This is a genomic window from Vibrio sp. MOR3 (genome assembly GCF_001557775.1).
Classification (GTDB): Bacteria; Pseudomonadota; Gammaproteobacteria; order Enterobacterales; family Vibrionaceae; genus Vibrio; species Vibrio jasicida.
Map to the genome: position 1 here is coordinate 84,781 of NZ_LNRD01000012.1, position 22,349 is coordinate 107,129.

20 protein-coding genes are annotated in these 22,349 nt (G+C 42.8%); 17 read left to right on the forward strand and 3 right to left on the reverse strand.

Annotated features, from left to right (window positions below; all coding sequences use genetic code 11):
• Positions 1 to 26: 26 nt before the first annotated feature.
• The 5 genes from tssB to tssG all read left to right on the forward strand — a co-directional run bounded on the left by tssB (position 27) and on the right by tssG (position 5,243).
• Positions 27 to 533, forward strand: a complete 507-nt coding sequence (gene tssB / locus ATB76_RS19995; protein WP_038867828.1) for a type VI secretion system contractile sheath small subunit — start codon at positions 27 to 29, stop codon at positions 531 to 533.
• Between the two features lie 8 nt (positions 534 to 541).
• Positions 542 to 2,017 carry a type VI secretion system contractile sheath large subunit gene (gene tssC / locus ATB76_RS20000; protein ID WP_038878565.1) on the forward strand — a complete coding sequence of 492 codons (1,476 nt, stop codon included), beginning with the start codon at positions 542 to 544 and terminating at the stop codon, positions 2,015 to 2,017.
• Between the two features lie 61 nt (positions 2,018 to 2,078).
• The gene (gene tssE / locus ATB76_RS20005) at positions 2,079 to 2,489 is read left to right on the forward strand and encodes a type VI secretion system baseplate subunit TssE (RefSeq protein WP_038867824.1); all 411 of its coding nucleotides are present in this window, start codon (positions 2,079 to 2,081) and stop codon (positions 2,487 to 2,489) included.
• A gap of 10 nt (positions 2,490 to 2,499) precedes the next feature.
• On the forward strand, positions 2,500 to 4,248 hold the full coding sequence (tssF, locus tag ATB76_RS20010) for a type VI secretion system baseplate subunit TssF (RefSeq protein ID WP_042601595.1): 1,749 nt from the start codon (positions 2,500 to 2,502) through the stop codon (positions 4,246 to 4,248).
• The gene (gene tssG / locus ATB76_RS20015) at positions 4,245 to 5,243 is read left to right on the forward strand and encodes a type VI secretion system baseplate subunit TssG (RefSeq protein WP_061036010.1); all 999 of its coding nucleotides are present in this window, start codon (positions 4,245 to 4,247) and stop codon (positions 5,241 to 5,243) included. The genes tssF and tssG overlap by 4 nt, the downstream gene beginning before the upstream one ends.
• Positions 5,244 to 5,310: 67 nt before the next feature.
• Here the strand turns inward: tssG and ATB76_RS20020 are convergent, their stop codons facing one another.
• The 3 genes from ATB76_RS20020 to ATB76_RS20030 are packed head-to-tail and all read right to left on the reverse strand — an operon-like array spanning position 5,311 to position 10,518.
• Positions 5,311 to 5,763, reverse strand: a complete 453-nt coding sequence (locus ATB76_RS20020) for an Lrp/AsnC family transcriptional regulator (RefSeq protein WP_009705245.1) — start codon at positions 5,761 to 5,763, stop codon at positions 5,311 to 5,313.
• 32 nt (positions 5,764 to 5,795) lie between these two features.
• The gene (gene tssM / locus ATB76_RS20025) at positions 5,796 to 9,185 is read right to left on the reverse strand and encodes a type VI secretion system membrane subunit TssM (RefSeq protein ID WP_061036011.1); all 3,390 of its coding nucleotides are present in this window, start codon (positions 9,183 to 9,185) and stop codon (positions 5,796 to 5,798) included.
• Between the two features lie 28 nt (positions 9,186 to 9,213).
• Entirely contained in the window at positions 9,214 to 10,518 is a 1,305-nt protein-coding gene (locus ATB76_RS20030; protein WP_042601591.1) for a type VI secretion system ImpA family N-terminal domain-containing protein, read from the reverse strand.
• Between the two features lie 639 nt (positions 10,519 to 11,157).
• On the opposite strand from ATB76_RS20030, the gene ATB76_RS20035 reads away from it, so the two are divergent.
• The 12 genes from ATB76_RS20035 (at position 11,158) to ATB76_RS20085 (ending at position 22,339) form a co-directional block, all read left to right on the forward strand.
• A complete protein-coding gene (locus tag ATB76_RS20035) occupies positions 11,158 to 11,757 on the forward strand; it encodes a hypothetical protein (RefSeq protein ID WP_042601590.1) in 600 nt (199 codons plus the stop codon).
• 9 nt (positions 11,758 to 11,766) lie between these two features.
• A complete protein-coding gene (locus tag ATB76_RS20040; protein WP_061036012.1) occupies positions 11,767 to 13,284 on the forward strand; it encodes an FHA domain-containing protein in 1,518 nt (505 codons plus the stop codon).
• Positions 13,277 to 13,777, forward strand: coding sequence for a type VI secretion system lipoprotein TssJ (gene tssJ / locus ATB76_RS20045; RefSeq protein WP_081094945.1), 501 nt, complete (start codon positions 13,277 to 13,279; stop codon positions 13,775 to 13,777). The genes ATB76_RS20040 and tssJ overlap by 8 nt, the downstream gene beginning before the upstream one ends.
• Before the next feature lie 11 nt (positions 13,778 to 13,788).
• On the forward strand, positions 13,789 to 15,114 hold the full coding sequence (gene tssK / locus ATB76_RS20050) for a type VI secretion system baseplate subunit TssK (RefSeq protein WP_061036013.1): 1,326 nt from the start codon (positions 13,789 to 13,791) through the stop codon (positions 15,112 to 15,114).
• Positions 15,111 to 15,902, forward strand: coding sequence for a type IVB secretion system protein IcmH/DotU (icmH, locus tag ATB76_RS20055; protein WP_038867806.1), 792 nt, complete (start codon positions 15,111 to 15,113; stop codon positions 15,900 to 15,902). The genes tssK and icmH overlap by 4 nt, the downstream gene beginning before the upstream one ends.
• Before the next feature lie 149 nt (positions 15,903 to 16,051).
• Complete coding sequence (locus ATB76_RS20060) at positions 16,052 to 19,345, forward strand: PAAR-like domain-containing protein (RefSeq protein WP_061036014.1); 3,294 nt, start codon at positions 16,052 to 16,054, stop codon at positions 19,343 to 19,345.
• On the forward strand, positions 19,346 to 19,903 hold the full coding sequence (locus ATB76_RS20065) for a DUF1629 domain-containing protein (RefSeq protein ID WP_061036015.1): 558 nt from the start codon (positions 19,346 to 19,348) through the stop codon (positions 19,901 to 19,903).
• Positions 19,904 to 20,260: a hypothetical protein gene (locus ATB76_RS20070; RefSeq protein ID WP_061036016.1), complete on the forward strand. Its 357-nt coding sequence runs from the start codon at positions 19,904 to 19,906 to the stop codon at positions 20,258 to 20,260. It begins immediately after the preceding gene.
• A gap of 67 nt (positions 20,261 to 20,327) precedes the next feature.
• Complete coding sequence (locus ATB76_RS27465; protein WP_240538050.1) at positions 20,328 to 20,498, forward strand: PAAR-like domain-containing protein; 171 nt, start codon at positions 20,328 to 20,330, stop codon at positions 20,496 to 20,498.
• A 43-nt stretch (positions 20,499 to 20,541) separates the two neighbouring features.
• Complete coding sequence (locus ATB76_RS20075; protein ID WP_061036017.1) at positions 20,542 to 21,159, forward strand: hypothetical protein; 618 nt, start codon at positions 20,542 to 20,544, stop codon at positions 21,157 to 21,159.
• A gap of 213 nt (positions 21,160 to 21,372) precedes the next feature.
• Positions 21,373 to 21,831, forward strand: a complete 459-nt coding sequence (locus ATB76_RS20080) for a DUF6392 family protein (protein ID WP_061036018.1) — start codon at positions 21,373 to 21,375, stop codon at positions 21,829 to 21,831.
• 55 nt (positions 21,832 to 21,886) lie between these two features.
• Entirely contained in the window at positions 21,887 to 22,339 is a 453-nt protein-coding gene (locus tag ATB76_RS20085; protein WP_061036019.1) for a DUF6392 family protein, read from the forward strand.
• Positions 22,340 to 22,349: the final 10 nt, after the last annotated feature.

Here is a 22,349-nt window from a genome sequence, read left to right on the forward strand (position 1 = left end):
TTACAGAGTTAGATAAGGAACTAATTATGTCACGTGACGGCTCGGTGGCTCCTAAAGAGCGAATTAATATCCGTTATGTTCCAGCAACTGGTGATACGCAAGACGACGTTGAACTGCCGCTGAGCATGATGGTGGTTGGTGACTTTACTGCACGTGCAGATGAGACGCCAATCGAAGAACGTACGCCAATCAATATCGACAAAGACAACTTTAACGAAGTGTTAGAAGGCATGTCTCCAAACGTTAGAGTAAACGTTGAAAACCGCCTTTCTGATGAAGAAGGTGCGCAAATCGGTGTTGATCTAACGTTTGAAAACATGAAGGACTTCTCTCCTGAAGCGATCGCGAAAAGCGTACCAGAGCTAAATAGTCTGCTCGAGCTTCGCGAAGCCTTGGTTGCATTGAAAGGTCCTCTAGGTAACGTTCCTGCGTTCCGTAAGAAGATCGCATCGGTTCTTCAAGATGAAGAAGCGAGAAAGAAACTGTTGGATGAACTAAGCATTGGCAACGACCAAGAAGCGAAAGAAGAGTAAGGGATATCATGTCTGCAGAAGCACAAGCGCCAGAACAAGAAGCAGCCTTAGTTGAATCAGGGTCACTTCTGGATAGCATTCTTAACGAAACTCGTTTAAAGCCAAGTGATGAAGGTTTTGATGTTGCAAAACGCGGCGTAGAAGCATTCATCAGTGAGCTACTAAGCAGTTCGACCACAGAGAAAGTCGATCAATCTTTGGTTGACCTGATGATCTCTGAAATCGACCAAAAATTGTCAAAGCAAGTTGATGCCATTCTTCACAACGAAGAAGTGCAAGCCATCGAATCAACGTGGCGTGGTCTTAAGTACCTAGTTGACCATACTGACTTCCGTGAGAACATTCAGATTGAACTGATCTCTGCGAAGAAAGATGAAGTACTAGACGATTTCGAAGACGCACCAGAAGTGGTGAAGTCTGGTCTATACAAACAGATCTACACTCGTGAATACGGTCAATTTGGTGGTAAACCTGTTGGCGCGGTAATCTGTGACTACGACCTGTCTGCATCATCTCCAGACATCAAATTGATGGAATACATGGCGAATGTGGGAGCAATGTCTCACGCACCGTTCATCACGTCTGCATCTTCTAAGTTCTTCGGCCTAGACAGCTACGAAGAGCTACCAAACCTAAAAGACCTTAAGTCTGTATTTGAAGGCCCACAATACACGAAATGGCGTGGCCTGCGCGAGCACGAAGACGCACGTTACCTAGGTCTGTGTACGTCTCGCTTCATGCTTCGTACGCCTTACTCGGTAGAAGATAACCCAATCAAAGCATTTGATTACGACGAGCAAGTAACAGACAGCCACGACAACTACCTATGGGGTAACTCAGCGTACGCTATGGCGTCTAAGATCAGCGAATCTTTCGCTAAATACCGCTGGTGTCCAAACATCATTGGTCCTCAAAGTGGTGGTGCGGTTCAAGATCTACCGGTTTACAACTTTGAAGCGATGGGTCAAATCGAAACTAAGATCCCAACTGAGATTCTTGTTTCTGACCGTCGTGAATATGAACTGGCAGAAGAGGGCTTTATTGCGCTAACGATGCGTAAAGGTTCTGACAACGCGGCATTCTTCTCGGCGAACTCTATTCAAAAACCAAAAGTGTTTGCGAATACGCCAGAAGGTAAGCAAGCAGAGATGAACTACAAGTTGGGCACACAGTTGCCTTACATGTTCATCATCAACCGTCTAGCACACTACATCAAAGTGCTACAGCGTGAGCAAATCGGTTCTTGGAAAGAGCGTTCTGACCTAGAAATCGAATTGAACAAGTGGATTCGTCAGTACGTATCTGATCAGGAAAACCCGCCAGCAGAAGTACGTGGTCGTCGTCCACTACGTGCTGCGAAGGTTGAGGTATCAGACGTAGAAGGCGATCCAGGTTGGTACAAAGTATCAATGTCTGTACGTCCTCACTTTAAGTACATGGGCGCAAGCTTTGACTTGTCACTAGTTGGCAAGCTAGACCAATAACCCATTGCTGATAATATCAAGCAGCCAGTGAAGACTGGCTGCTTTTTTCGTAGGACCGGATATGGAAAAAGGTTATCGTCTTTTAGAGCGCATCGAGCTTGGTGAGCCTAAAAACTGCTACGAGAAAGTCGTTTCTCATCGTCATTTAATCGAATCCATTCACTCGCATTTGGCGGATTTGCTCAACACGCATTCGGGCAATGCGATGATAGATAGTGAATACGGCTTACCTGACTTTAACGACGTACTCTCCAACAATACGAACCTCGTTCGCCACATTCAAAACAACATCACTTCAACCATAGAACGCTTTGAACCGCGATTGCTGAATGTCGAGGTTCATTACCGAGAAGACCACCACAATCCTTTACAGCTTGGGTTTGGTATTCGAGGTGAGGTTTCCCATAACGGCGGTAAAGTCCCAATGTCTATTGACGTCTACATGGGAACTGACGGCCAATTTAACGTTTAGTAGGTGCCACTTGAGTAACAGTAAATACTTCCAAGATGAACTCACGTATTTGCGCGAATCGGGTAGTGAGTTTGCCAAATATCACCCCAAGTTAACGCACTTCCTCTCAGAAGGCACTTTCGATCCAGACGTTGAGCGGCTACTGGAAGGTTTTGCTTTTTTAACGGGGCGAATTCGCGAAAAGATTGATGATGAGTTGCCAGAGCTGACGCAATCTCTTATGACGTTGCTGTGGCCGCACTATATGCGTTCTATTCCTTCTCTGTGCATCAGTGAACTCAAACCTCACACTGGTAGTGTCACTGAGAAAACCGTGGTAAAACGTGGCGCAGAAATGGCGAGCGAGCAGGTAGAGGGAACGCAGTGTTTATTCCGTACATGTTATGACGTCAACCTTTACCCGATTACGCTGACCAATATTGAACAAACCAACAGCCGCACAAGCTCTTCGATTGATGTAACGTTATCAACAGAGCATGGTTTGGAACTTTCGCGCATTGGTTTAGATACGTTACGTCTTCACCTTCATGGTGAAATTCATATTACGCGCACCGTTTTTCTTTGGTTATTCCGCTATTTAGATTACGTTGAGCTGGATGTTGGTGGTGGCTACAAACATCGCCTTGGCCCTGAATATGTCGTGCCAGTTGGGCATGAAGAAGATGAAGCGCTGTTGCCTTACAGCAAAAACTCGTTTGCCGGTTATCGCTTACTGCAAGAATTCTTCTCTCTTCCAGACAAGTTCATGTTTTTTGACATCAAAGGTCTAGAGTGGCTAAAAGGCATTCCACAGCGCAGTACAGTCAAGGTGAAGTTCCATTTTAAGCGTGCTTTACCTTCTGAAGTGGTTTTGAAAGATAAGCACTTAAGATTGCATTGTACGCCAGCCGTTAACTTGTTCGAGAAAGATGGTGATCCGATTCGTTTAGAGCATCGCCGAAATGAATACAAAGTTCGTCCTCAAAGCAACAGCCAAGAACACTACGAGGTGTATGCTATTGAACAGGTAGAAAGCTGGAGCAAGGATGAACGTCGTCGTAAACCATTAATTGAATTCGAATCGTTTGAGCACCAAATCAACCAACGAGACAAGCGTGAGTTCTACAAATCTAAAGTAGGCGAACGAGTGAGCGGTCGTGGCCTTGAGCGTTATATCTCATTCCATACGCACAATGGCGACATTGCCGATTTGGGAACCGAAACGGTCCTGATGAAGCTGCAATGCAGCAATGCAGACTTAGCTGAGCGCCTGTCTGTTGGGGATATAACCTATGCCACCCATAAATCGCCGACGTATGCGACGTTTAAAAACATCACTAAACCAACACAGTCAGTCAGCCCGCAAGTGAACGGTGAGCTTCAATGGCAACTTATCGCTAATATGTCACTGAACTATTTGTCGTTGGCAAATATCGATGTACTTAAAGTGCTTTTGTCTACGTATGATTTCCACTCTCGTGTTGACCGACAAGCACACCGAGCGTCGATTCACCGACTCGACGGCATTATCTCTTCTGAAATGAAACCGATTGATCGTGTGTTCCGCGGCGTATCAGTAAGAGGCAATCAGTTTAAGCTCGTAACGAATTCGAAGTTCTTTGTGAACGAGGGGGATATGTTCTTAATGGCGAACGTATTGAACGAATTCATACGACTGTATTCCAGTGTGAACTCGTTTACAGAGCTGGAAGTTTTTGATGAAGCCAGCGGTGAAGTCTATAACTGGACGAGCCTAATTGGACAGCAGACGATTCTATGATTAATAAACTCTCTGATAAGTCGAATGAGTTTAGCTTCTACCAAGCGGTTTTGTTGTTGGAGAAGCATTACCAACTGCAACCAGAAACTGACTTTGTCGCCGTGGGTGAAAACAAGTATTTTCATCAAGAGCGTATTGAGTTTAGTGTTTCACCAAATTTGTCATTTCCCAAGAGCGATATGGACTTTATCGCTCACATGGAAAGAAATGGACAGCAATACTCGCGCGTAGAGACGAATTTTCTCGGCTTACATGGTTCAAGTTCACCACTGCCTGCGTCTTATACTGAAAAACTTGCAGGCCGCGACCCAGAAGACAACCCAGTTAAAGACTTTTTCGACTTCTTCCACAACCGCTACACTAGCTTGCTGTACCGCGTCTGGAAGAAATACCGGTATCACGTCCAGTACCAGAGCGGTGCAAGTGATGCGTTCTCAGGACGTATTCTACATTTAGCTGGTTTGTCTGGTGTCATGCAAGATTGCGATGTTGCGGAGTTGGATAGAGCGAAAATTCTCTCTTACGTCAACCAACTCTCAACACGTACGCGCTCGCCTAAGCTTATCTCCGGTATTGTTGCCCACTACTTTTCTTTGCCTAATGTCCGTATCGAGGAGTGGGTTCATCGTCGAGTAGAGATTGCAGAATGCCAACGTAATAAACTAAACCGAGCAAACTGTGTGCTAGGTCATAGTTTGCACTTAGGGCAAAGCATTTCGGATTTGAACGGTAAGTTTAACCTTTGTATCGATAACATTGATTTTGAGACGTTTAGAAAGTTCTCTTATGATGGCGAGTTGCACAATACACTGGTGGGACTGATGCGGTTTATTTTGCGAGATCCAATGTCTTGGGACCTCAAGCTAACGGTTAACTTAGACTCAATACCAGAAAACAATCTCGGTCAAGGTGAAGGGAACAGCCTGGGACAAAGCTTTTGGCTTGGTAACCCTAGTGATAAAGACGCCAAGATTCGCGTGATTGGAAGCATATAAGAAAGCCGCTCAATTGAGCGGCTTTTTCGTTTGAGAGCTATTTTACTTATTAAGCAAATAACTCAGCCTAGCGACTGATTGGCTGGTGCAGAACCACCGTTGTATCAAGTTTTTGAATCCCACTGAATGATTCAATCTCGTTACACAAGTGGTGGATTGATTGAAGGTCTGGCGCTTCGATAAGAGCAATAATGTCGAAGCTACCACCAACAACACTGGTTAAACGAACTTCAGGAATCTCTTTTAAGGCACTTGTTACTTCATTTTTTTTGCCTTTTTCGCAAGAGATGAGCAGGTAACTTGCCGCCTTTCGACCTTCGTTCTCTACTCGGATCTGAGCGGTATAGCCCTTGATGATCCCCGTCTTTTCTAACCTGTTAATTCTTTCTGCAACAGCAGTACGTGACAAACCGATGTTTCTAGATAGGTTCGCAATTGATTCGCGTCCGTTTGATAACAGACTGGAAAGGATTTTGCGATCCAACTTATCTAAGCCTTGTAAAGTCATGTTAGAAATCATGTGTTCTGCCTATTCTGGTTTTTATATTGTTATTAAATCGACTCTGGAAGTGTAAAGTTATACAGCTCAGCCAGAGTGAATGGGTTTTTCTGTGTCAATGGGGTGATACGTAGGCTCAAATCCCTTCCTGACACTTTTATGTCACTGACGAAGCTACCGTTATGAGTGTTTGTCAGGGTCGAATCACCTAGCAATCTGTATATCGCCCACTGACCACTCTTATTTAGAACGTGCTGCTTACCCTCGTCGGTTACATCTTGTATCGTGATACTAATATTGAAGTCACCATTCTGCGGTGGCCACTCCATCTCACGAATTCGGCTCGGACCGTGATAGTAGTTAATGTCAGTGTCAGCGATTTTCAAGCTGGCTCTGATCGCACTAGAATCAAGGTCTAATACTTTGGCGCTAAACGGAATATAAACTCGGTTTGTGCTCTTATTAATCAATGTATCTCGGATCACATTGTAATTACGCAATTGCACCAGTAGGGCAGGTGACAGAGGCATGGTTTCACCATCTACCTGCTTTGGTGTCCATAAGTTTGTGTCGTAAAACGGCGCAAAGTTTTTCTGAATAAAGGTGTCTAACAAACCACCTGATGCAAACAGCAATTCGAAATCTTCGATTGAAATTTCTTCTGTTGCGGTAAGATCAAATGGATATTTACCAAGCCCTAGCTCCTTAAACTTGGTGTAAATCTCGCTATACCATTGGGTTTGAATGCCTTTTGAAGATTCTGCAATCATCACTGACCAACTTTGTTGGACAACATCCAACAACCAACTGCGTACAGGCTCTGGTGATTTTTGAGCAATCTGCTTAAGTTTGATAAGCGGATCGGCTTCCGTGCTGTTCATGCGGTGTTGAGCCGCTGCTAGTGCGGCCATTTGTGGGTCTGGCGCGTCAGCAATGTCTTTCATGTAAGTACGAACGCGGCTCAATGCGGCAATGGTCTCATCCCATGGAGTAGGGGAGTTCGGTGTTTCACTGACTTGCAATTGGTTGAGCAGGTGGAACGCTTGTTCTACACGCTTCATAAGCAAGTAATCTGGTTTCACTGCTTCTTCAACCGCTTCCGAAGCAGAATCAGCAACTTCTAACAACTTAGGGTTAACTTGTGAAATCAGTGCGTTTTTCTCTCCAACTGGTGAGAACTGTGTGTTGGCATACACTTGTTTCAACACGGTTGTCATCGGTGATGAAGGGCCTGAAATAAGGTCAATCGCGTTTGTCAGATCCCCAACGTTGTTGTAATGCTGAACCTTGAGTTCACTCAGTGCATTTCGCCAGTAGTTGATGTAATCGTCTGTGTATTTCTTACGTACTTGCGTCTTGAAATCATCTTGCTCTGTCTTCGTTGGGATAACATGGTTTGAAAGGCCAAGTACCCAGTTGTCAGTGATGACTTGCTGCGACATTAGATCTACACGAGGACGGTAGAAGGTGCTAAAACCAGTAGACGTGTAGATTTTGTCGATGATAAGACGGTTGTCGGCTAATGGCTCGTTGAACACATTGTTAAACTCAAAGCCTACCGCTCGTTGAAGATCAAGCGTACCGAGGTCGATGGCATCCGCTTGATTCAAAATGCCAGCGTAAACCAAGTCTACGTTTGAGTTTGCAAGTAAAGAGCGTCGAGTTGCGCGAACGATGTCCATGCTGATGTCGACAGGAGCAAACTGAGTACGGAAGTAGGCATCTAGATAGCGCATCGCCTGGTTTACTACATCAGGTTGACTGCTTAGCTCATTCATCATGGCCAATGTTTGATGACGCAAGAATTGAATGTCGCGTTTAGACGGGTCATTTAGCATCAAGTAGCCTTTTAGCAAAGGCAGTGAGCGGCTAAAGTCATCTTGGTTATGAGTTAGTTGTAGGCGGTAACCTTTTTCTACAACGGGCATCAGTTGTTGAGCCACTTCTTTTAGTAGTGCCTCGTAAGCAATCTTGGTGCTTTTATCTAAACGGCTGATGTTCAGTGGTAGAACTTCGTTATCTAGCTCTTTTGAGCCTTCTAACCAAGCACTGTAAGACGGCTGAATCGCACGAGTCGCATTGACTAACAGTTGATTAAAACTTGCTTCTTGCTCTGCTTGCGCGGTGTCATCGATACCAAGCAACTGGTTAATCACTCGTAAGTTACTGTCGAGTGTTTTAACGAAGAAATAGCCACCGCCAGCAAGAATGACAACAGACACAAACATCGCAAGATGACTTTGTCGTTGAATCAAACGTAGGTAGGTTTTGTTCTCACCCGCAAAATCGCTCTCAGGAAGGATCTGAGAATCAATCAGGAACCTTGAGAAGTAAGGAGTTTCTGTTAGCTGAGTATGCTCAGAGGCAATGATCGGTAAGTTGAAGTAGTTGCTGCAACTCTTCGCCAGCAGATTGTATTTACGACCGCCTTGTAAGCTTGAGTAGAAAAAGATTTCACGGATGTCTAACGAGTAAACACCACTGTTCGATTCACAGAGGCGCTCTAAGATGTAACTAACCTCAGACTGAGCCAGTTCAAACTGTTTAGGAAAAGAAAGGATTGCCTGTTTTTCGTCGATTTCAGTTGAGTTTGCCGAAGAATCCAGAGCGTTACTTTCCAGCACTTTAACAAGGTTACGGTAACCGTCTTTGTAGTACTCAGTGATCACACCTTTTGCTTCTTTCAACGGTATAGAAAGGAACTCAACACGCGTTTTTAGTGAACTGAAATGAACGTACTCTTTAAAGCCATCCAGTTTATCCAGTTTAGACATCATCAAATACACTGGCAGTGCAGAGGATGTTTTCTCACTGATTGATGTCATACGTTGGAGTAATGCTGTCATGGTGTAATCTTTTTGCTCTGGCTCTGAAACAATCAGGAACTCAAAGTCGATAAAGAACAGACAACCAGCAAAAGGTTTTCTAGGACGATGACGAATCACTTCGTTAGTGAACGTATTCCACAGTGAAGCATCGCTACTCGACACTTCTTGGAAAACTAAACGTTGATCAGGTTTGATGTACACCGCACCGTCAGACTCATACCATTCGAAGAAGTCATTTTTGGCCGTGCGTGTCCTGTCCATTGGTTTAATTGCACTGGAATTAAACAAAAATTGACGTCGTCCAGACCCTTTATTACCAATCATTAGATAGATTGGTTTTTTACCCGCGTTAGAAAGGAGAGGGCGAATCACCATGGAAAGCGCTTCTTCCTCTGTTTCTAGGCGTTGAGCCTTAGCGTTATTCTTTTTCTTAAACCACAAAGTGAATTGAAAAATAAGGTAGAAAGTGGCAATAACACCAAGACCAACCCAGAGATAAAGTTTGTCTGCGTCTTCAAGCCAGAATAAATACACCCCAGCCAGTATTGCGGCAAATAACAGTGCCACAAAGGTCGAAACCACGATCGGGTTTCTGAGTATTTTTTGTTTGAACATAAGCCTATAACTTCTTTTACTTGTATTGTTATTTGTTGTCGGTTTCCGCAGTTTGTAACTGGTTTATCTTATATAGGTAGGTGTTCAGTAAAAGGAGTGAGCGATCAATTTCCTTTTGCTGGGTGTTCTTTTCTGCGTATTCAATTCGACCAAGAAGCGGAAAAAGTGAATTACTGTACTCATACGCTTTCTTTGAATCTTTATCTGAGTTCTGCTTTGCGACATTGGCAAATACGGTCCTAGCATAGGCAAACCGTTTGTATATGACATCGAATTCAGCCTCGAAACGAGAACGTTGCTCTAAAAAATTCTCTCGAAGTTGCTGTGCAGATGACGAATCTGGATAAAGTATCGTTAACTCACTGGTGAGCTTATCTATCGTATTTACCTTACTAACTTTGACTGGATCAATCGTCCAATCTGTCATTAGAACGTCGAGACGATCGACCGTCGGCGACCTTAAAGAAGTAAGATATTCCTTGTTTTTAACGCTTAGTGAATCAACCAAGGTGGTGAGTTCGCTCAAAGAGGCATGTTCAATCTGGCCTTTAAGTGTTTGGTACTGGTGCTGCTTGTAAATGAAGTGCGACGCAAAAGCCGTCACCATTAAACCGATTATCGAGTAAACCATCACCTTGCTTGACTTAGAGCTCTCAACGTCTTTCTCTTCGCCCTTTTGGGATTGAGTTTTGGTTACTGATGGTTTTGCTGGTGGTGCGATTTCAACCTTTATGCCTGTACTGTCGGGTTTCGCCTGTTTTGCTTCTATCGTTTTGGTTTCTTTTGCTTTTTTTTCTTTAAGCTCTTCAATCCATTGATTCAAAATACGACGAATACGACCAAACGAAGGCGCTTTAATGCCATAGTGAAGGCGAAGCTCTTCTTCAATCCTTAAACAAAGCTGATGAGCAGCCTCAATTAGAGGTAACTCTTCTTGCCTTACTTTATGTTTGTTGATGCGTCTTTCGGTGTTTTCAACCATCCATTCGATAGCGCCCATGCGAGCGTTAGCTTTCGAATGCTCTGGATAAGCGGTATACCAATACACTACACACAAATCGAGTAGAGAGTTTAACCCTTCAACAAGCCCTTTTAGACCCTCATTGTGCGTTGCTGCGACAGTAAAGTAGCAACTACAGCGAAAGTCTTTTCCTTGTGTACTTAAAATCTTCTTTGAGAGCGTTTGAACCGTCTTCCATGAAACACGTCCAGTGACCTTATTTAGGTTATTTATTTGACGCTTTATTTCGTCAAAATCATCTAAGCCATTAGGGTTTGAGCCGCTGGGATTACTTTCATCGATCGGCCTTCTAGTGAAGTCGCTGAAAAACATAATGTCTAATTCCAACTGAATGTATAAGAAATTTAGCCTTCTACAATTAAAAGTATAAAAGTAGTGCTATGATCTATTTTTTGCTGGGATTTTATAGGCAAAAGTGAGAAATAGAATAATAAATAATATTTAAAAACGGATAAATTAACTATGTGTGATCTTCGTTCACATATTCTGTTGGTTGTGCTGAGTTGTAACGTATTAGCAACAGTGATGTGCGTCGCAATAGTAACCTTTATTGGGGAATATTTTAAGCATGACCCATATTTTTTTCTGATTGGATTGAGTAAGAATCGGAATCAATATGACATTATCTAATTTAAAATTACCTTTATTAGAGGTGACTTTAATAGGGTTTACTTATAATTTGGTGAGAGAATGTTTTGTGCTGGTTATCATTTTATTAACAATTCTAGCCTCGCTTTTCGGTGTTTAATATTTGGTCTGTATTTTTAATTTTAAATGTTTATAAGTAAATTTAGCCGTCTAGCACTTTGCAATTATTGGTAGTCATTGTGTTCTAATTAATAGGCTTTTTACCTTATTTGATGGCGCTATTTTTTACCTTATTGAAAAAGAAAAGAGAGTTGATATCTTTCGCCTCTAAGTATTATTACAAGGCTTACCTAGAGGGACGAAATGCTAAAACCAAGTCAAGTGGGGCTGATTTCAGCCATGTGTCTGTTTTCTACTTTTGCAATAGCGAAAGGGGAACGATATGGTGGATCAGTAAACATGCTTATGATGGAAAGCCACGACTACGACGAAGGTTCTAGCGGCGATCAAGAGGCTTTACGTTATGGCTTGGTGCATACGCGCCCAATCGACGAAAATAACAACCGTTGGCGTTGGTGGCTAGGCCTAAATTATCTCGCAGAAGACATTGATGCTCCGGCAAATGGCGTCTACGAAGAAGTCACTAATTACGAGCTTCGCGTTGTGCCTCAATATGCACTGAGCTCTTGGAGTATTTTTACCCCTTACATTGGTGCCGGCCTGTCTTTGGGGTATTCCCAGTATTCAAATCGTTGGAAAGTCGATCAGGATGGTTTCCGTTATGAAGCCATCGAAGACATTGACCAATTTGAACTTGGCGCTGTCGTTACGTTAGGTACCGCAATCAAACTTGGTAGCAACCCTGACGCCCACGTTCAAATCATTCCGCAAGCTTCCTACATTCTTCCTGTTGTAAATGATGGATTGGGTGGCGTTGAACTCTCTGTTTCACTGCTATTTTAAGGTTTAGCAATGCGCTTACATCAGCTAGTCCTATTCATTTCGAAATGCCCAGAGGAATACACGGGTGCGAAGCATATTGAAATGCCGGAAGGTGGCGGCTCAGTAGGGCGAGCATCCAGTTGTACTTTGCCTTTGGCGGATCACAATCGCTTTATTTCAGGAACGCACTGTCTGATTAGTGTTTACGGTGATACGTATTACATCAGCGATGTCAGTACAAATGGAACCATGGTCAATGGCAACAAGATACTGAAAAACCAACCAGTATCGATTGTCGACGGTGACATTGTTTCTCTGGGTCAATACGAAATTGGCGTGTCGCTAGAGCACGTTACTGCTTCACAAGACATTGCTGCCGATATTGCTCCTGAGCGTGTTTCTAACGACCCGCTTGTTAACTTAGGGGAGGCGGTAGTCGAAGAGGAAGAAAAAGTAGGCGCATTAGAAGACTTGTTCATGGAAACAAAACAAGATGATGTTGATAGCCACGACCCTATTGCACACCTCAAGTTTTCCATGCAACGCGATGATGACCACTTAATCAGAAACGAAGAAAAAGATCAGGAACCACAACCTAGTTCTATCGAAAACACGCGTCAAATCGTAGACGACAGTTTCAGTATTCATTCCGAATTGGATTTGCCTAACCTGATCCCTGAAGATTGGTTGGGTGCAGACACCAAAAGTAACGAATCAACGCCTGTTCAAACCAAGAGTGATTCACAGCCCCAAGCAAACACGCAGCGAGTTCCAGACGATTTTTACCGTAAAGAGACTTCGTCTAATGCTGAAGAGTCATTGATGAGTGACCGTTCGCTAAGTCATCAGGTGAACGGTGATGCTTCCTATCAACAGAGTGCGCCTAAAAGCGAACCGGTTGGACAAAAATGGGAAGAGGTGACGCAAGCGTTTATCCCTTCTTCACAAATCACGGATAAAACTCAGCAGCCAGCGTCAGAAACAAAAGTCGGCTTTGTATCGAATACGTCTTTCGATGAGGCTGGAAGTGAAACTCATAATGATATTAGCCAAGCATTCTACGAAGGGTTAGGTATCACCAACCCCGACTTGATAAGTAATGAAGCCTTGTTGTTTAAGCAAATGGGTACGTGCTTACGCTTGTGTATCGATAACTTGCAAAAAGACCTTCACGAAGTGGAATCTTTGAAAGAAGAGGAAGGGCTTAGCCAAGCAGAGTCGAATCTTGCCGAGCTCATGTTGACGTTAAATAGCCAGAATTTACTCGCGCCAAACGAACTAGTCGAACAGATGCTTGATGAACTTAATGATCATCAAATTATTTTTAATAAAGCGCTCAATGAGTTGTTGATTGAACAATCAGAAACGAATGACCCTGTCACGTTTGCAAATGATGTAGCAAGCAAATCGATGTTTGCAACTAAATCTAAGCTCTGGGGCGAGTATTTGGAGTTTTACGCGAAGAACCGTCGTCAGTTCAACGAAACATCGTTGAAAGGTCTTATTAAAAAGAACTACAACAAAGCGATTAAGGGAAGCCATGCGTAGTATCGCTGTATTACTCGGATTTGCATTGCTATCCGGATGTTCCATGTGGGATCAGTTAAAAGAATCAACAGGCATCACGCCAGAAACTTCTTCTATTGAGTTAGTGATAGAGGCGTCGTCGGTTTTAAACGTACGTGAGGGAGGCCAATCATCGCCAGTTATCCTTCGCGTTCATGAGCTAAGTTCACCAGTACTTTTCCGTAGCCTAGACTTTTTTGCATTGTTTGAGAACGATAAAGCGTCATTAGGTGACGAATACATCAAGCGTTACGAATATCAAATCCAGCCAGGCGACAAAATCCATGAGATGTTAACGCTTGATCCAGCTACACGCGCTGTCGGCTTCTCGGTCGCTTTCCGTGATATTGATGGATCGTCATGGCGAAAAGTGGAAGTCATTGAAGAGAAGAGCGAGTACTACCTGAAGCTCAAGTTAGAAGGCAGTGAGTTGATTTCTGATAATACTCGCGGCATTGAACAAGTTTACTTTTAAGGAATAAAAGCATGTCTTTATACAATCCAGTTGTTTGGCAAGATGGAATGTTCATGAAGCCGCAGCACTTTCAACAGCTTGATCGTTCACAAAGTAAACTTTCTAGTATGTTGAGTTCAAACGCCTCGCCCCTGCATTGGGGCATTAAGCGTTTAGAAATTAACTCGCAGTTACTTGCGCTGGGTAAGATTGGCATCACTCGGGCAGAAGGTATTTTGCAAGACAGAACGCCTTTTGATTTGCCACTGTTGGCAGAATTGCCAGAAGTGAAAGACGTTGACCCTTCGATTGCCGACAAAGTGGTTTATCTCTGTTGCCCATTACCGTCAGAACGTTCTGAACTGTTCGGAACGAAGAAAGACGGCGCGCGTTACACGATGGAATCTCAAGAAGCGGTTGACGCTTGTTATGATTCAGAAGACATGGCAAACATCGTAGTTGGTAAGCTTAACTTCTGTTTGATGTATGACCATGAAGACAAGAGCGCATACACATCGATTCCGGTCCTAAAAATTTCAGAAGTAAAGCCAGATGGCAGTGTTATCTTAGATGAGAGCTTTATTCCGACTTGTATTGATATTCATGCTTCAACCGTACTGAACAAGTTCGCGACTGAATTTGCTTCTATGTTGAAACACCGCGCAGAGTCTATCGTTCAGCGTTTAGGTGTTGTCGACCAGCAAGGCGTATCCTCAGTTTCTGATTTTATGCTGCTCCAAGCGCTTAACCGATACGAGCCGTTATTTTGGCACTTTGCGAGTGCAGAAGGGGTCCACCCAGAATCTCTGTATCGAATTCTCCTTCAAGCGGAAGGTGAGCTTTCAACGCTTTGTTCAGCAACGCGTCGACCAATTGAGTTTACTAAATACAATCATGGTGACTTAACCAGTTGTCTATCACGTGCACTTGATAGTGCGAAGATGACGTTAAGTGTGATGTCTGAGCAACGAGCAATGCCACTGACACTAAAAGATCAGAATTACGGCATTCGAACAGCAGCAATCCCAGACAGCAAGATCATCGATACTACGACCTTTATTCTTGCCGTTAAAGCCGATGTTACGCTGGATATCTTACATACCCAGTTTGTTAGCCAAACGAAGATCGGTTCTATCGATAATATTCGTGATCTGATTAACCTGCAATTACCAGGTATCGAGATCAAACCAATGCCAGTTGTACCTCGTGCGCTGCCTTACCATGCGGGTTACACCTATTTCGAACTCGATAAGACGGGCGAAGAGTGGTCAGCACTGAAAAACACAGCGGCGATTGCGATTCATGTCGCGGGTGATTTCGCTAACTTGTCATTGCAACTTTGGGCAGTACGTCTATGAGTTATGCAGAAACCGATGTAACCGTCGTTCTATTTCAACCAGAGCCTGGCAAACCGATGGAGGTGATGCCAGCGCCTGATTTGTCGCGCAATATCGCCGTTCAAGACCTCAACATCGAGAGTATGGGTATCAACCCGTTAGTCGACCAATTCTCTTGGTTGATCGCGAGTCTGTCTTGTATGTCGTCGATTCCATGGCTAGATGACCCAATGCCGTTTCGTGAACAGGTGGCTCGTGAGATCAGAAAGGGCGAACGTAAGCTCAACGAAATGGAATTGGATCGCGCATCCATTTTGGTTATCCGCTACTGCTTGTGCGCAGCAATAGATGAGTCTGTCTGTCGTCAGGAGTGGGGAGCAAACAGTCATTGGAGCCAGAACAGTTTGTTGTCAGAGTTTCATAATGAGACCTCTGGTGGTGACAAGTTCTTCGTGATTTTGGAGCGCTTAAAAGCAGACCCTCGCAAGTACCGACACGTCATCGAGTTCCTCTATTTACTGCTTCAACTTGGCTTCCAAGGTAAGTACGGACGCGAAGAGCGAGGCAACGAAAAACTCGCGGAAATCGGCAGCACTATCTATCGACTCGTGCGTGATGAACGTTTAGCCGAGCAAGAGAAAGTATCTTTAGTCAACCTTAAAGCCAAATACCTTAAGAAGCCCTTAAAAAGGGTGATTTCACCCAAACTGATTTTAGGGGTGAGCGCGATCACCTTTGCGGTCATGTATGTCGCGACCTACATGGTGATCGACCTTAAGTTTCAAAAGTTGTTGGAAATGTATCAATAACCAGAAGATCTCAAATTGAGATCTTCTGCCAGTTTTAAACTTTATCGTGAATATCACTGGCGATTTAGTGGAATTCACTAGTTATTTAGAGAGATTGCAATATGCGATCTCTTTTATTATTCAATCAACAAAATTCAAATGGATTGGTTATGGGCGTAACAGTTGGTGCAAATGGACTTTCGGTAGTTCATAAAGGCTCAGGTGGTGAAGCGAATGCAACGCTCCCAGATGTTTGTTTAACGAAGGTCGGCAAGCCGATCGTTCCTATCCCTTATGGCAACAATGCTAAATCAGCAGACCTTGCTGGTGGCACTACGACTATCTCTATGGATGGCGGCAACAGTGTCGCAATCAAAGGCAGTACATTCTCAAAAAGTACCGGTGATGCGGGCGGCGATAAAAAAGGCGTCGCATCCGGCACGATAGAAGCCGAAGCAAAATTCATTTCAGCCTCACCAACGGTTAAGTTTGAAGGCAAGGGCGTATGTCGCCTGTCCGATCAAATGACCATGAACAAAGCCAACACCATGTGTATTAGTGGCGCACAAAACCCATCGGTTTCTGTTACGGAAGAGCAGGAAGGGACGTATACGCTGGATATAGAGTGCCGCTATCCTGATGGAGAACCTCTTGCTAATGCGAAGTTTAAGGTTTTTGACGGGAATAATGCTGAAATAGGAAGTGGAATACTTGATTCTAATGGGCGCAGTAGTGTGTCCTCTTTACCCCCAGGTGAGTGCTATGTCGTCTACGAGGAAGATTCAAGAAAATATGAAGCTAAAACATCTCGTGGCTTAAATGGACATAAATATGAGTGGAGCGATGACGCGCTTTTTGCCCATTGTGCAAAAGAAAAACTCCCGTTTTGGGAGCCTAGAAGTGTCGACAGCGTCCGTAGTACTTGGGGTGTTTTTGATGAAAACTTAGGTTCAGATAAAGACTTTATCTCACTGTTAGCAACGGAAGCAAGAGCGCATTTTGAGTATGAGTTAACAGAGAAAGAAGCGAATGATATCTCGCAAAATATCGCGCTACTATTTGGAACAAACGATGATTATTCTGCAGTAGCAAACGAATTGATAGCTCAAGTCGCACCAATCATTGATAAAAACGGTGTAACGCTTAACTTATTACATTCCATACATGAAGATGAATCGCACAACAATATACTGGCTCTGTTGAGGCAGCAAGGTTACGGTGATTCAGAAAAGTATTTAAAAGAATTAAACTGGAGTAACTGGACAAAGTTAATCTCTGGGCAGCTTGATACCATACTGAGCAAAGTTGTTCAACGATTTGATACTCTGTCAAAATACGCTTCGATGAAGGGGTATCAAGTTGCTTACGAAACGTTGCAGGTTCAAGCAAAAAGTGCCAACGGAGTAAAAGCAAAACTACCAGATATCACCACTTCAGGTATGGAGAAGCTGCAAGAGAAAAGTTCAAAACTGATTTCTAACGGTGCAAAGCCAAAAGTCGTGAATAACTTTTCTAATGGACAAACGACTCAGTCCGAAAAAGTATCAGATGTTGTACACGCAGAAAGAACACTACCAGTACCGTTTGCATTGGAGTTGTGTTACGACGACAAAGAAAAAACACCAGTATCGAATGTACCTTATAAACTCACTTACAGTAGTGGTGAGGTCTTTGAAGGCCTACTTAATGGTAAAGGGGTCGCAAGTGTTTATGGGGTTCCTCAGCACGAAGTACCGAAAATTGAGTTCGGTGACCCAGATAAAGCAGCCAAAGCTGAAGCGGATCGTCCGGCACAGTTAGACGTGCTAAAAGAGGAAGTTCAAAAGTATGCCGATTATCTTGTAAAAGAAACCATTGCTTACAATGCTACCCAACCAAGCCCTCAGAAAGAGTTACTTGAAGAGCTAAAGGCACAAACTGAAGAAGAATTAAACGAACTTCGAGCAAGAAAAGCCGAGTTAGACAATGCGTCGACGACAGAATACTTTTGGGAACTTGCTAAATCATCTATCGAAGGTGTGGGAGATGGTGTAACAAACTATGTGCCTGACTTTGGCGAGATTGGCGATTACCTAGATGCGCTAGATATTGACCTCAGCGTATTAATTTATGCTATTACGACTGGTGATATCGATGAGCTAGAAGAGGCGCTAAAAAAGGTTGATAGGGGAGCGTTGTACTTACAAGAAGCGACTGAGGCAATGGAGCGGCTACTTCTAATCATTTCTGATCAGGAAATTAGAGAATATCTGCTAACTATTCCTCAGCTCTATCTGGAAGCATTACCTGCAGATGAAGCGGTGAAATATAGCCTATCCCTAGCGACTCAAAAGGGTATTGATGGAGCGATAGTAGTTGGTGGTACTGCGGCCGGTACTGCCGCTGGCGGTGTCGGTGGCCCCGCAATGGCTGTCTTATTGACAGGTGCAACGACAGCGAGATCGTCAGGGAAAGTCATAGAGCGTTTAGTGCAAGTTCTGAATGATGTGGTTGCAGGCAAAAAGCATTCGAAAAATAACCATAAAGAGAAGCCTGAAGACGATGAGACTAAACTGGAGCGTGGGAAATGTTCACTGTGTGGAAAGCCTATTCGTCCTATAGACAAAAAGCGTGGTAAGAAGAAAAGCAAGAAGACGGCCAATGAGGGCGACGAGTACTGTAGTGCAGAGAAAGGCTATCAGGGAGAGCTCTATGAAAAAGGCCACCCAAACTATGGGTATACAAAAAGAGGTGGAAATTTTAAAAATGCCACAACTGAAGAACGAAAGCATAATCCGTGGAAATTCTTAGGGTATGGCAGTCAATATAACCACCCTTGGTACAGGTTGGTCTATGACAAACAGAATGGTTCCTACACTCGACCACGTCATATTAAAGGGACTGAGGCATATGGAAAGAGCGCACCAAGCGGTATTCTTGCTGCGCATCACATTATTACAGTTAATGAAATGAAGAATAACCACTTCCTTTTTGGGTTCTTACCTCAAGTTGGTTATGATCTTAATGAAAAGCACAATATTACTGTACTGCCTATGCTTCCAGAACTTGGCTGTGATTTAGGTGTCCAGATTCACAATAGTAACCACCCTGACCCATATACACAATCTGTGAAAGCCCATCTCAAGAAGCTTGAAGCCAAAATTAAAGCAGGCAAAGCGTGTAATGGTGACCAGAATACGCTGCATAAATTAGTTGAAGAAATATCTCAAGATATTATCGAGTTGATGAATATTAATATAGGCGGCAAACGGCCTGAAGAAGGGGTTATTTCTAGACCGGAAAAATGGGGAGATGACTATCTTTCTGGTAACAAAGGATGCCGTAACCAACTTAAAGAATCAGAAAAACTGATTACGCATGGGTCATGTATTCATAGGTTAAGCGGAACAAGTCATGATTTACGTGATATAAGCGGTAATGTAGCGCCTTTGCCAAGAGTTAATAAAACGAAGATAGGTAAATAGATGAACTATTATCGAATGATGTGGAAGTTTATAGAAGATGAGGCGTCATTTTCTACAGAAGAGGTTTGGTATCGTGTTCATGATATCTACAGCCCTAATATCAAGGCTTACACTACTCCTATAAAGGTAAGTGTTGATGAAGTTTACGAGCAGCGTCAAATGTCTGATATGTTGAAAGCGATTGACTTTTTGCCTCATAAAAAAGTGGTTCAACAACTGTTATCGCAACAAATTAGCGGCATTCAGTTACTTCCGGCAGAGGTGGACGTAGATGATACTATTTACAATGATTACTGGTTTATGAATGTCTTTGCTCGTTATCCTGTTTTGAACATCAATGAGTCCGGAGCTAAAAGATTCGATGATGACTATGATGCTTACACTAGCTTAGTTCAAACAGTTTTGGATAAAGACAAACTGAGTAAAGTTAATGTTATGCATGACATCTTTCGTTGTTCTGAGTGTCCTGACCATATCATTGCTAATGAAAGAGTAAAGAAATTGTTTGAATCCAATGGCTTTACCGGCGTTGCTTTTAATGAAGTGAAGGTGGTGTAAATGAACTGGAAAAAACAAACATACTTAGGGTCCGAGCTTTTCTCACATAATGTAAAAGTAGATAGCTTACTTAAAACTCCAGACCTTCTTTTCGACTTTACAATATACCCAGGGCTATATGTAAGTGATGATTTGGACCTAGATGAAGTATTTGAGTCACATCACGCAATGGTGAGTGTCTCATCAAAAGAAAATTATGGGTATGAATTCATTCAAGCTGTTCCGAAAGGGCAGTCATCAGATAGCACTTCTCACATAGCATATGATGAAAGTGGGTTGTATTTATCTGAAGCTCTAGTTAATGCATTAATTAGCTGTAAACCAATAACGGTGATGCATAGACAGTTAAGCTTGTGAGCTATTTTCCAGGTAAGTCAAATACGATAAGCGCCGAAAGGCGCTTTTGTCATTGGCATAAGATTTAATCGATAAATTATGTAGATGCACATTCTCAAAAAGTACCGGTGATGCGGGCGGCGATAAAAAAGGCGTCGCATCCGGCACCATAGAAGCCGAAGCAAAATTCATCTCAGCCTCACCAACCGTTAAGTTTGAAGGCGAGGGCGTATGTTGCCTGTCCGATCAAATGACATGAACAAAGCCAACACTTTCTAAAGATGCTTAGAATAGGAAAATACATGAAATACGATAACCAGTATTATTTACTGTGTGAGTCTGGCCATGCCGGTTTTCATATGCTTGGGCAGGCTGAAGATTCTGATGAAGGGCTTGAGCACCTGATGGCTACACGTTCGTTAAAACGGGAAGTAAAAGGTCTTGGCAAGGTGGAAGTGTGTGAGGGGAACAAAAAGAGTTTCTCTCCTTGCGATTATCATGAAATTGCAGAGCAAATGGTATCGGAAAAATTTAGACAAGTATTGTTACCATTTGAGCTTCCGAGGGTCGATTTTTATCCAACAGAAGTGACTAACGGCGACAAAGTCTGGTCGAATTATTTCATGATGCATATTTGGAATAACTATAGAGCTATACATCAAGGGCGTTCAGTCATTGATGGGACATATGTGAAAAATGACTTTTTCTTAGAAGCCCTGTCGCTAGATGAAACGGTTTTAGACAAAATCCCGTTTGAAGAGCGTTTGGTATTTACCTTAGATGAAGATCCTAAGTTTTTGTTCCATGAAACAGTGGTTGATGCTCTAAAAGCGGCAAATCTTACCGGGGTTGGTTTCATAAGGGTTGACCAGTGGGGACCCGCAGCAATGTTTAGTGATGATGACTTCGGTGATTTATAAGTTTTTTCCCAACTAAACAATCGCTTATATGATCTTAGGCGTGGAACAAAAAGCAAGGCTTGTTAGCCTTGCTTATGTAACAAAGATAAATATTCGGAGTTATTAAAAAACGTATTTTTAAGTGAAGTTGCCACTTCTAAAAGTGTTGATTTATTCCCCTTAACTTTCATTTCTATATTAATAAATAGACTGTTACTCAAAAAGGAAAGTGTATTGACGGATGTTTTGAACTTCATTGATCAAATTGGTAATCAAACGTACGAGAACTTCATTAAAGAGAATTTGAGTAATGAAAATTATAAGATTGATGAAGATTCTCTCAACTATAGGAAAATAAGCGTCAGTGATGACGAGTTGATCTTTGAATTCGACCGTAAATCAAACTTACTGTTTTCCGTCGAGGTTAATGGCCTCAATGGGAAGGTCTTTCGACTTCCTGAACCTTTTAGTAGTGTCTTGAGCCGCTCTCAAGTACAGTCTCTCTTTGGAGATCCTATTTACTCTGTACCGTCCAAGAAAATTCTCAGCATACAAACAGGTTGGGTAGAACAATATAGTTGGTCTGATGAAAAAAACTTGTCTGTTTTAGTCTATTATACATACGAAAATGAAGTGATTAATGGATTAATCTTTATGCCAACCTCTGGGGTTAGTTGGGGAGAAGAAGGGTGAGGGATGAATAAGTTTATAGATTTATGGTCTCTAGCTATTAGGTTTTAAGGTGTTAATGACCCCATTATTTTTCATAGAACGAATTGGTACATATACATATCAAGATTTTGTAGATGGAGGGGATTTAAAGGGTGATGTTGAGCTTGACCAAGATGATATTGAGGAGTTTTCAGCGTCAATGGATAAATATGGCCTGACTCTCATCTTTGCCAAAAAAAGATCACTTCTTGTATGTGTTGAAATATTAAATATAGATACTATTTACAACATGCTTCCAACTCCGCTGGAGGTTAGTATGGTTAGAAGTGATGTCTTAGAATTACTCGGTCCCCCTATTGCCTCCAAACCGCCTAGAAAGATAATAAGCCTTTTTACCGGCGGTGTTGATCAATTTAATTATAAGGAGCAAAGCTCCCTAGCTATGTTAGTTTACTATCATTATGAAGGGTTAGGTATAAAAGCCATCAAATTTAAAGATAGTCAGGCAATCTCTTGGGGAAACTCTTAGGATTTAAGTT

What these genes read in the sequence shown, in the direction of transcription:
- tssK (WP_061036013.1), top strand. Translation starts at nt 13,789, where the DNA reads ATGTCTTTATACAATCCAGTTGTTTGGCAAGATGGAATGTTCATGAAG.
- ATB76_RS20065 (WP_061036015.1), top strand. Translation starts at nt 19,346, where the DNA reads ATGAACTATTATCGAATGATGTGGAAGTTTATAGAAGATGAGGCGTCA.
- tssC (WP_038878565.1), top strand. Translation starts at nt 542, where the DNA reads ATGTCTGCAGAAGCACAAGCGCCAGAACAAGAAGCAGCCTTAGTTGAA.
- tssB (WP_038867828.1), top strand. Translation starts at nt 27, where the DNA reads ATGTCACGTGACGGCTCGGTGGCTCCTAAAGAGCGAATTAATATCCGT.
- ATB76_RS20040 (WP_061036012.1), top strand. Translation starts at nt 11,767, where the DNA reads ATGCGCTTACATCAGCTAGTCCTATTCATTTCGAAATGCCCAGAGGAA.
- ATB76_RS20085 (WP_061036019.1), top strand. Translation starts at nt 21,887, where the DNA reads ATGACCCCATTATTTTTCATAGAACGAATTGGTACATATACATATCAA.
- ATB76_RS20030 (WP_042601591.1), bottom strand. Translation starts at nt 10,518, where the DNA reads ATGTTTTTCAGCGACTTCACTAGAAGGCCGATCGATGAAAGTAATCCC.
- tssG (WP_061036010.1), top strand. Translation starts at nt 4,245, where the DNA reads ATGATTAATAAACTCTCTGATAAGTCGAATGAGTTTAGCTTCTACCAA.
- tssM (WP_061036011.1), bottom strand. Translation starts at nt 9,185, where the DNA reads ATGTTCAAACAAAAAATACTCAGAAACCCGATCGTGGTTTCGACCTTT.
- tssE (WP_038867824.1), top strand. Translation starts at nt 2,079, where the DNA reads ATGGAAAAAGGTTATCGTCTTTTAGAGCGCATCGAGCTTGGTGAGCCT.
- ATB76_RS20070 (WP_061036016.1), top strand. Translation starts at nt 19,904, where the DNA reads ATGAACTGGAAAAAACAAACATACTTAGGGTCCGAGCTTTTCTCACAT.
- ATB76_RS20020 (WP_009705245.1), bottom strand. Translation starts at nt 5,763, where the DNA reads ATGATTTCTAACATGACTTTACAAGGCTTAGATAAGTTGGATCGCAAA.
- icmH (WP_038867806.1), top strand. Translation starts at nt 15,111, where the DNA reads ATGAGTTATGCAGAAACCGATGTAACCGTCGTTCTATTTCAACCAGAG.
- ATB76_RS20035 (WP_042601590.1), top strand. Translation starts at nt 11,158, where the DNA reads ATGCTAAAACCAAGTCAAGTGGGGCTGATTTCAGCCATGTGTCTGTTT.
- ATB76_RS20060 (WP_061036014.1), top strand. Translation starts at nt 16,052, where the DNA reads ATGGGCGTAACAGTTGGTGCAAATGGACTTTCGGTAGTTCATAAAGGC.
- ATB76_RS20075 (WP_061036017.1), top strand. Translation starts at nt 20,542, where the DNA reads ATGAAATACGATAACCAGTATTATTTACTGTGTGAGTCTGGCCATGCC.
- tssJ (WP_081094945.1), top strand. Translation starts at nt 13,277, where the DNA reads ATGCGTAGTATCGCTGTATTACTCGGATTTGCATTGCTATCCGGATGT.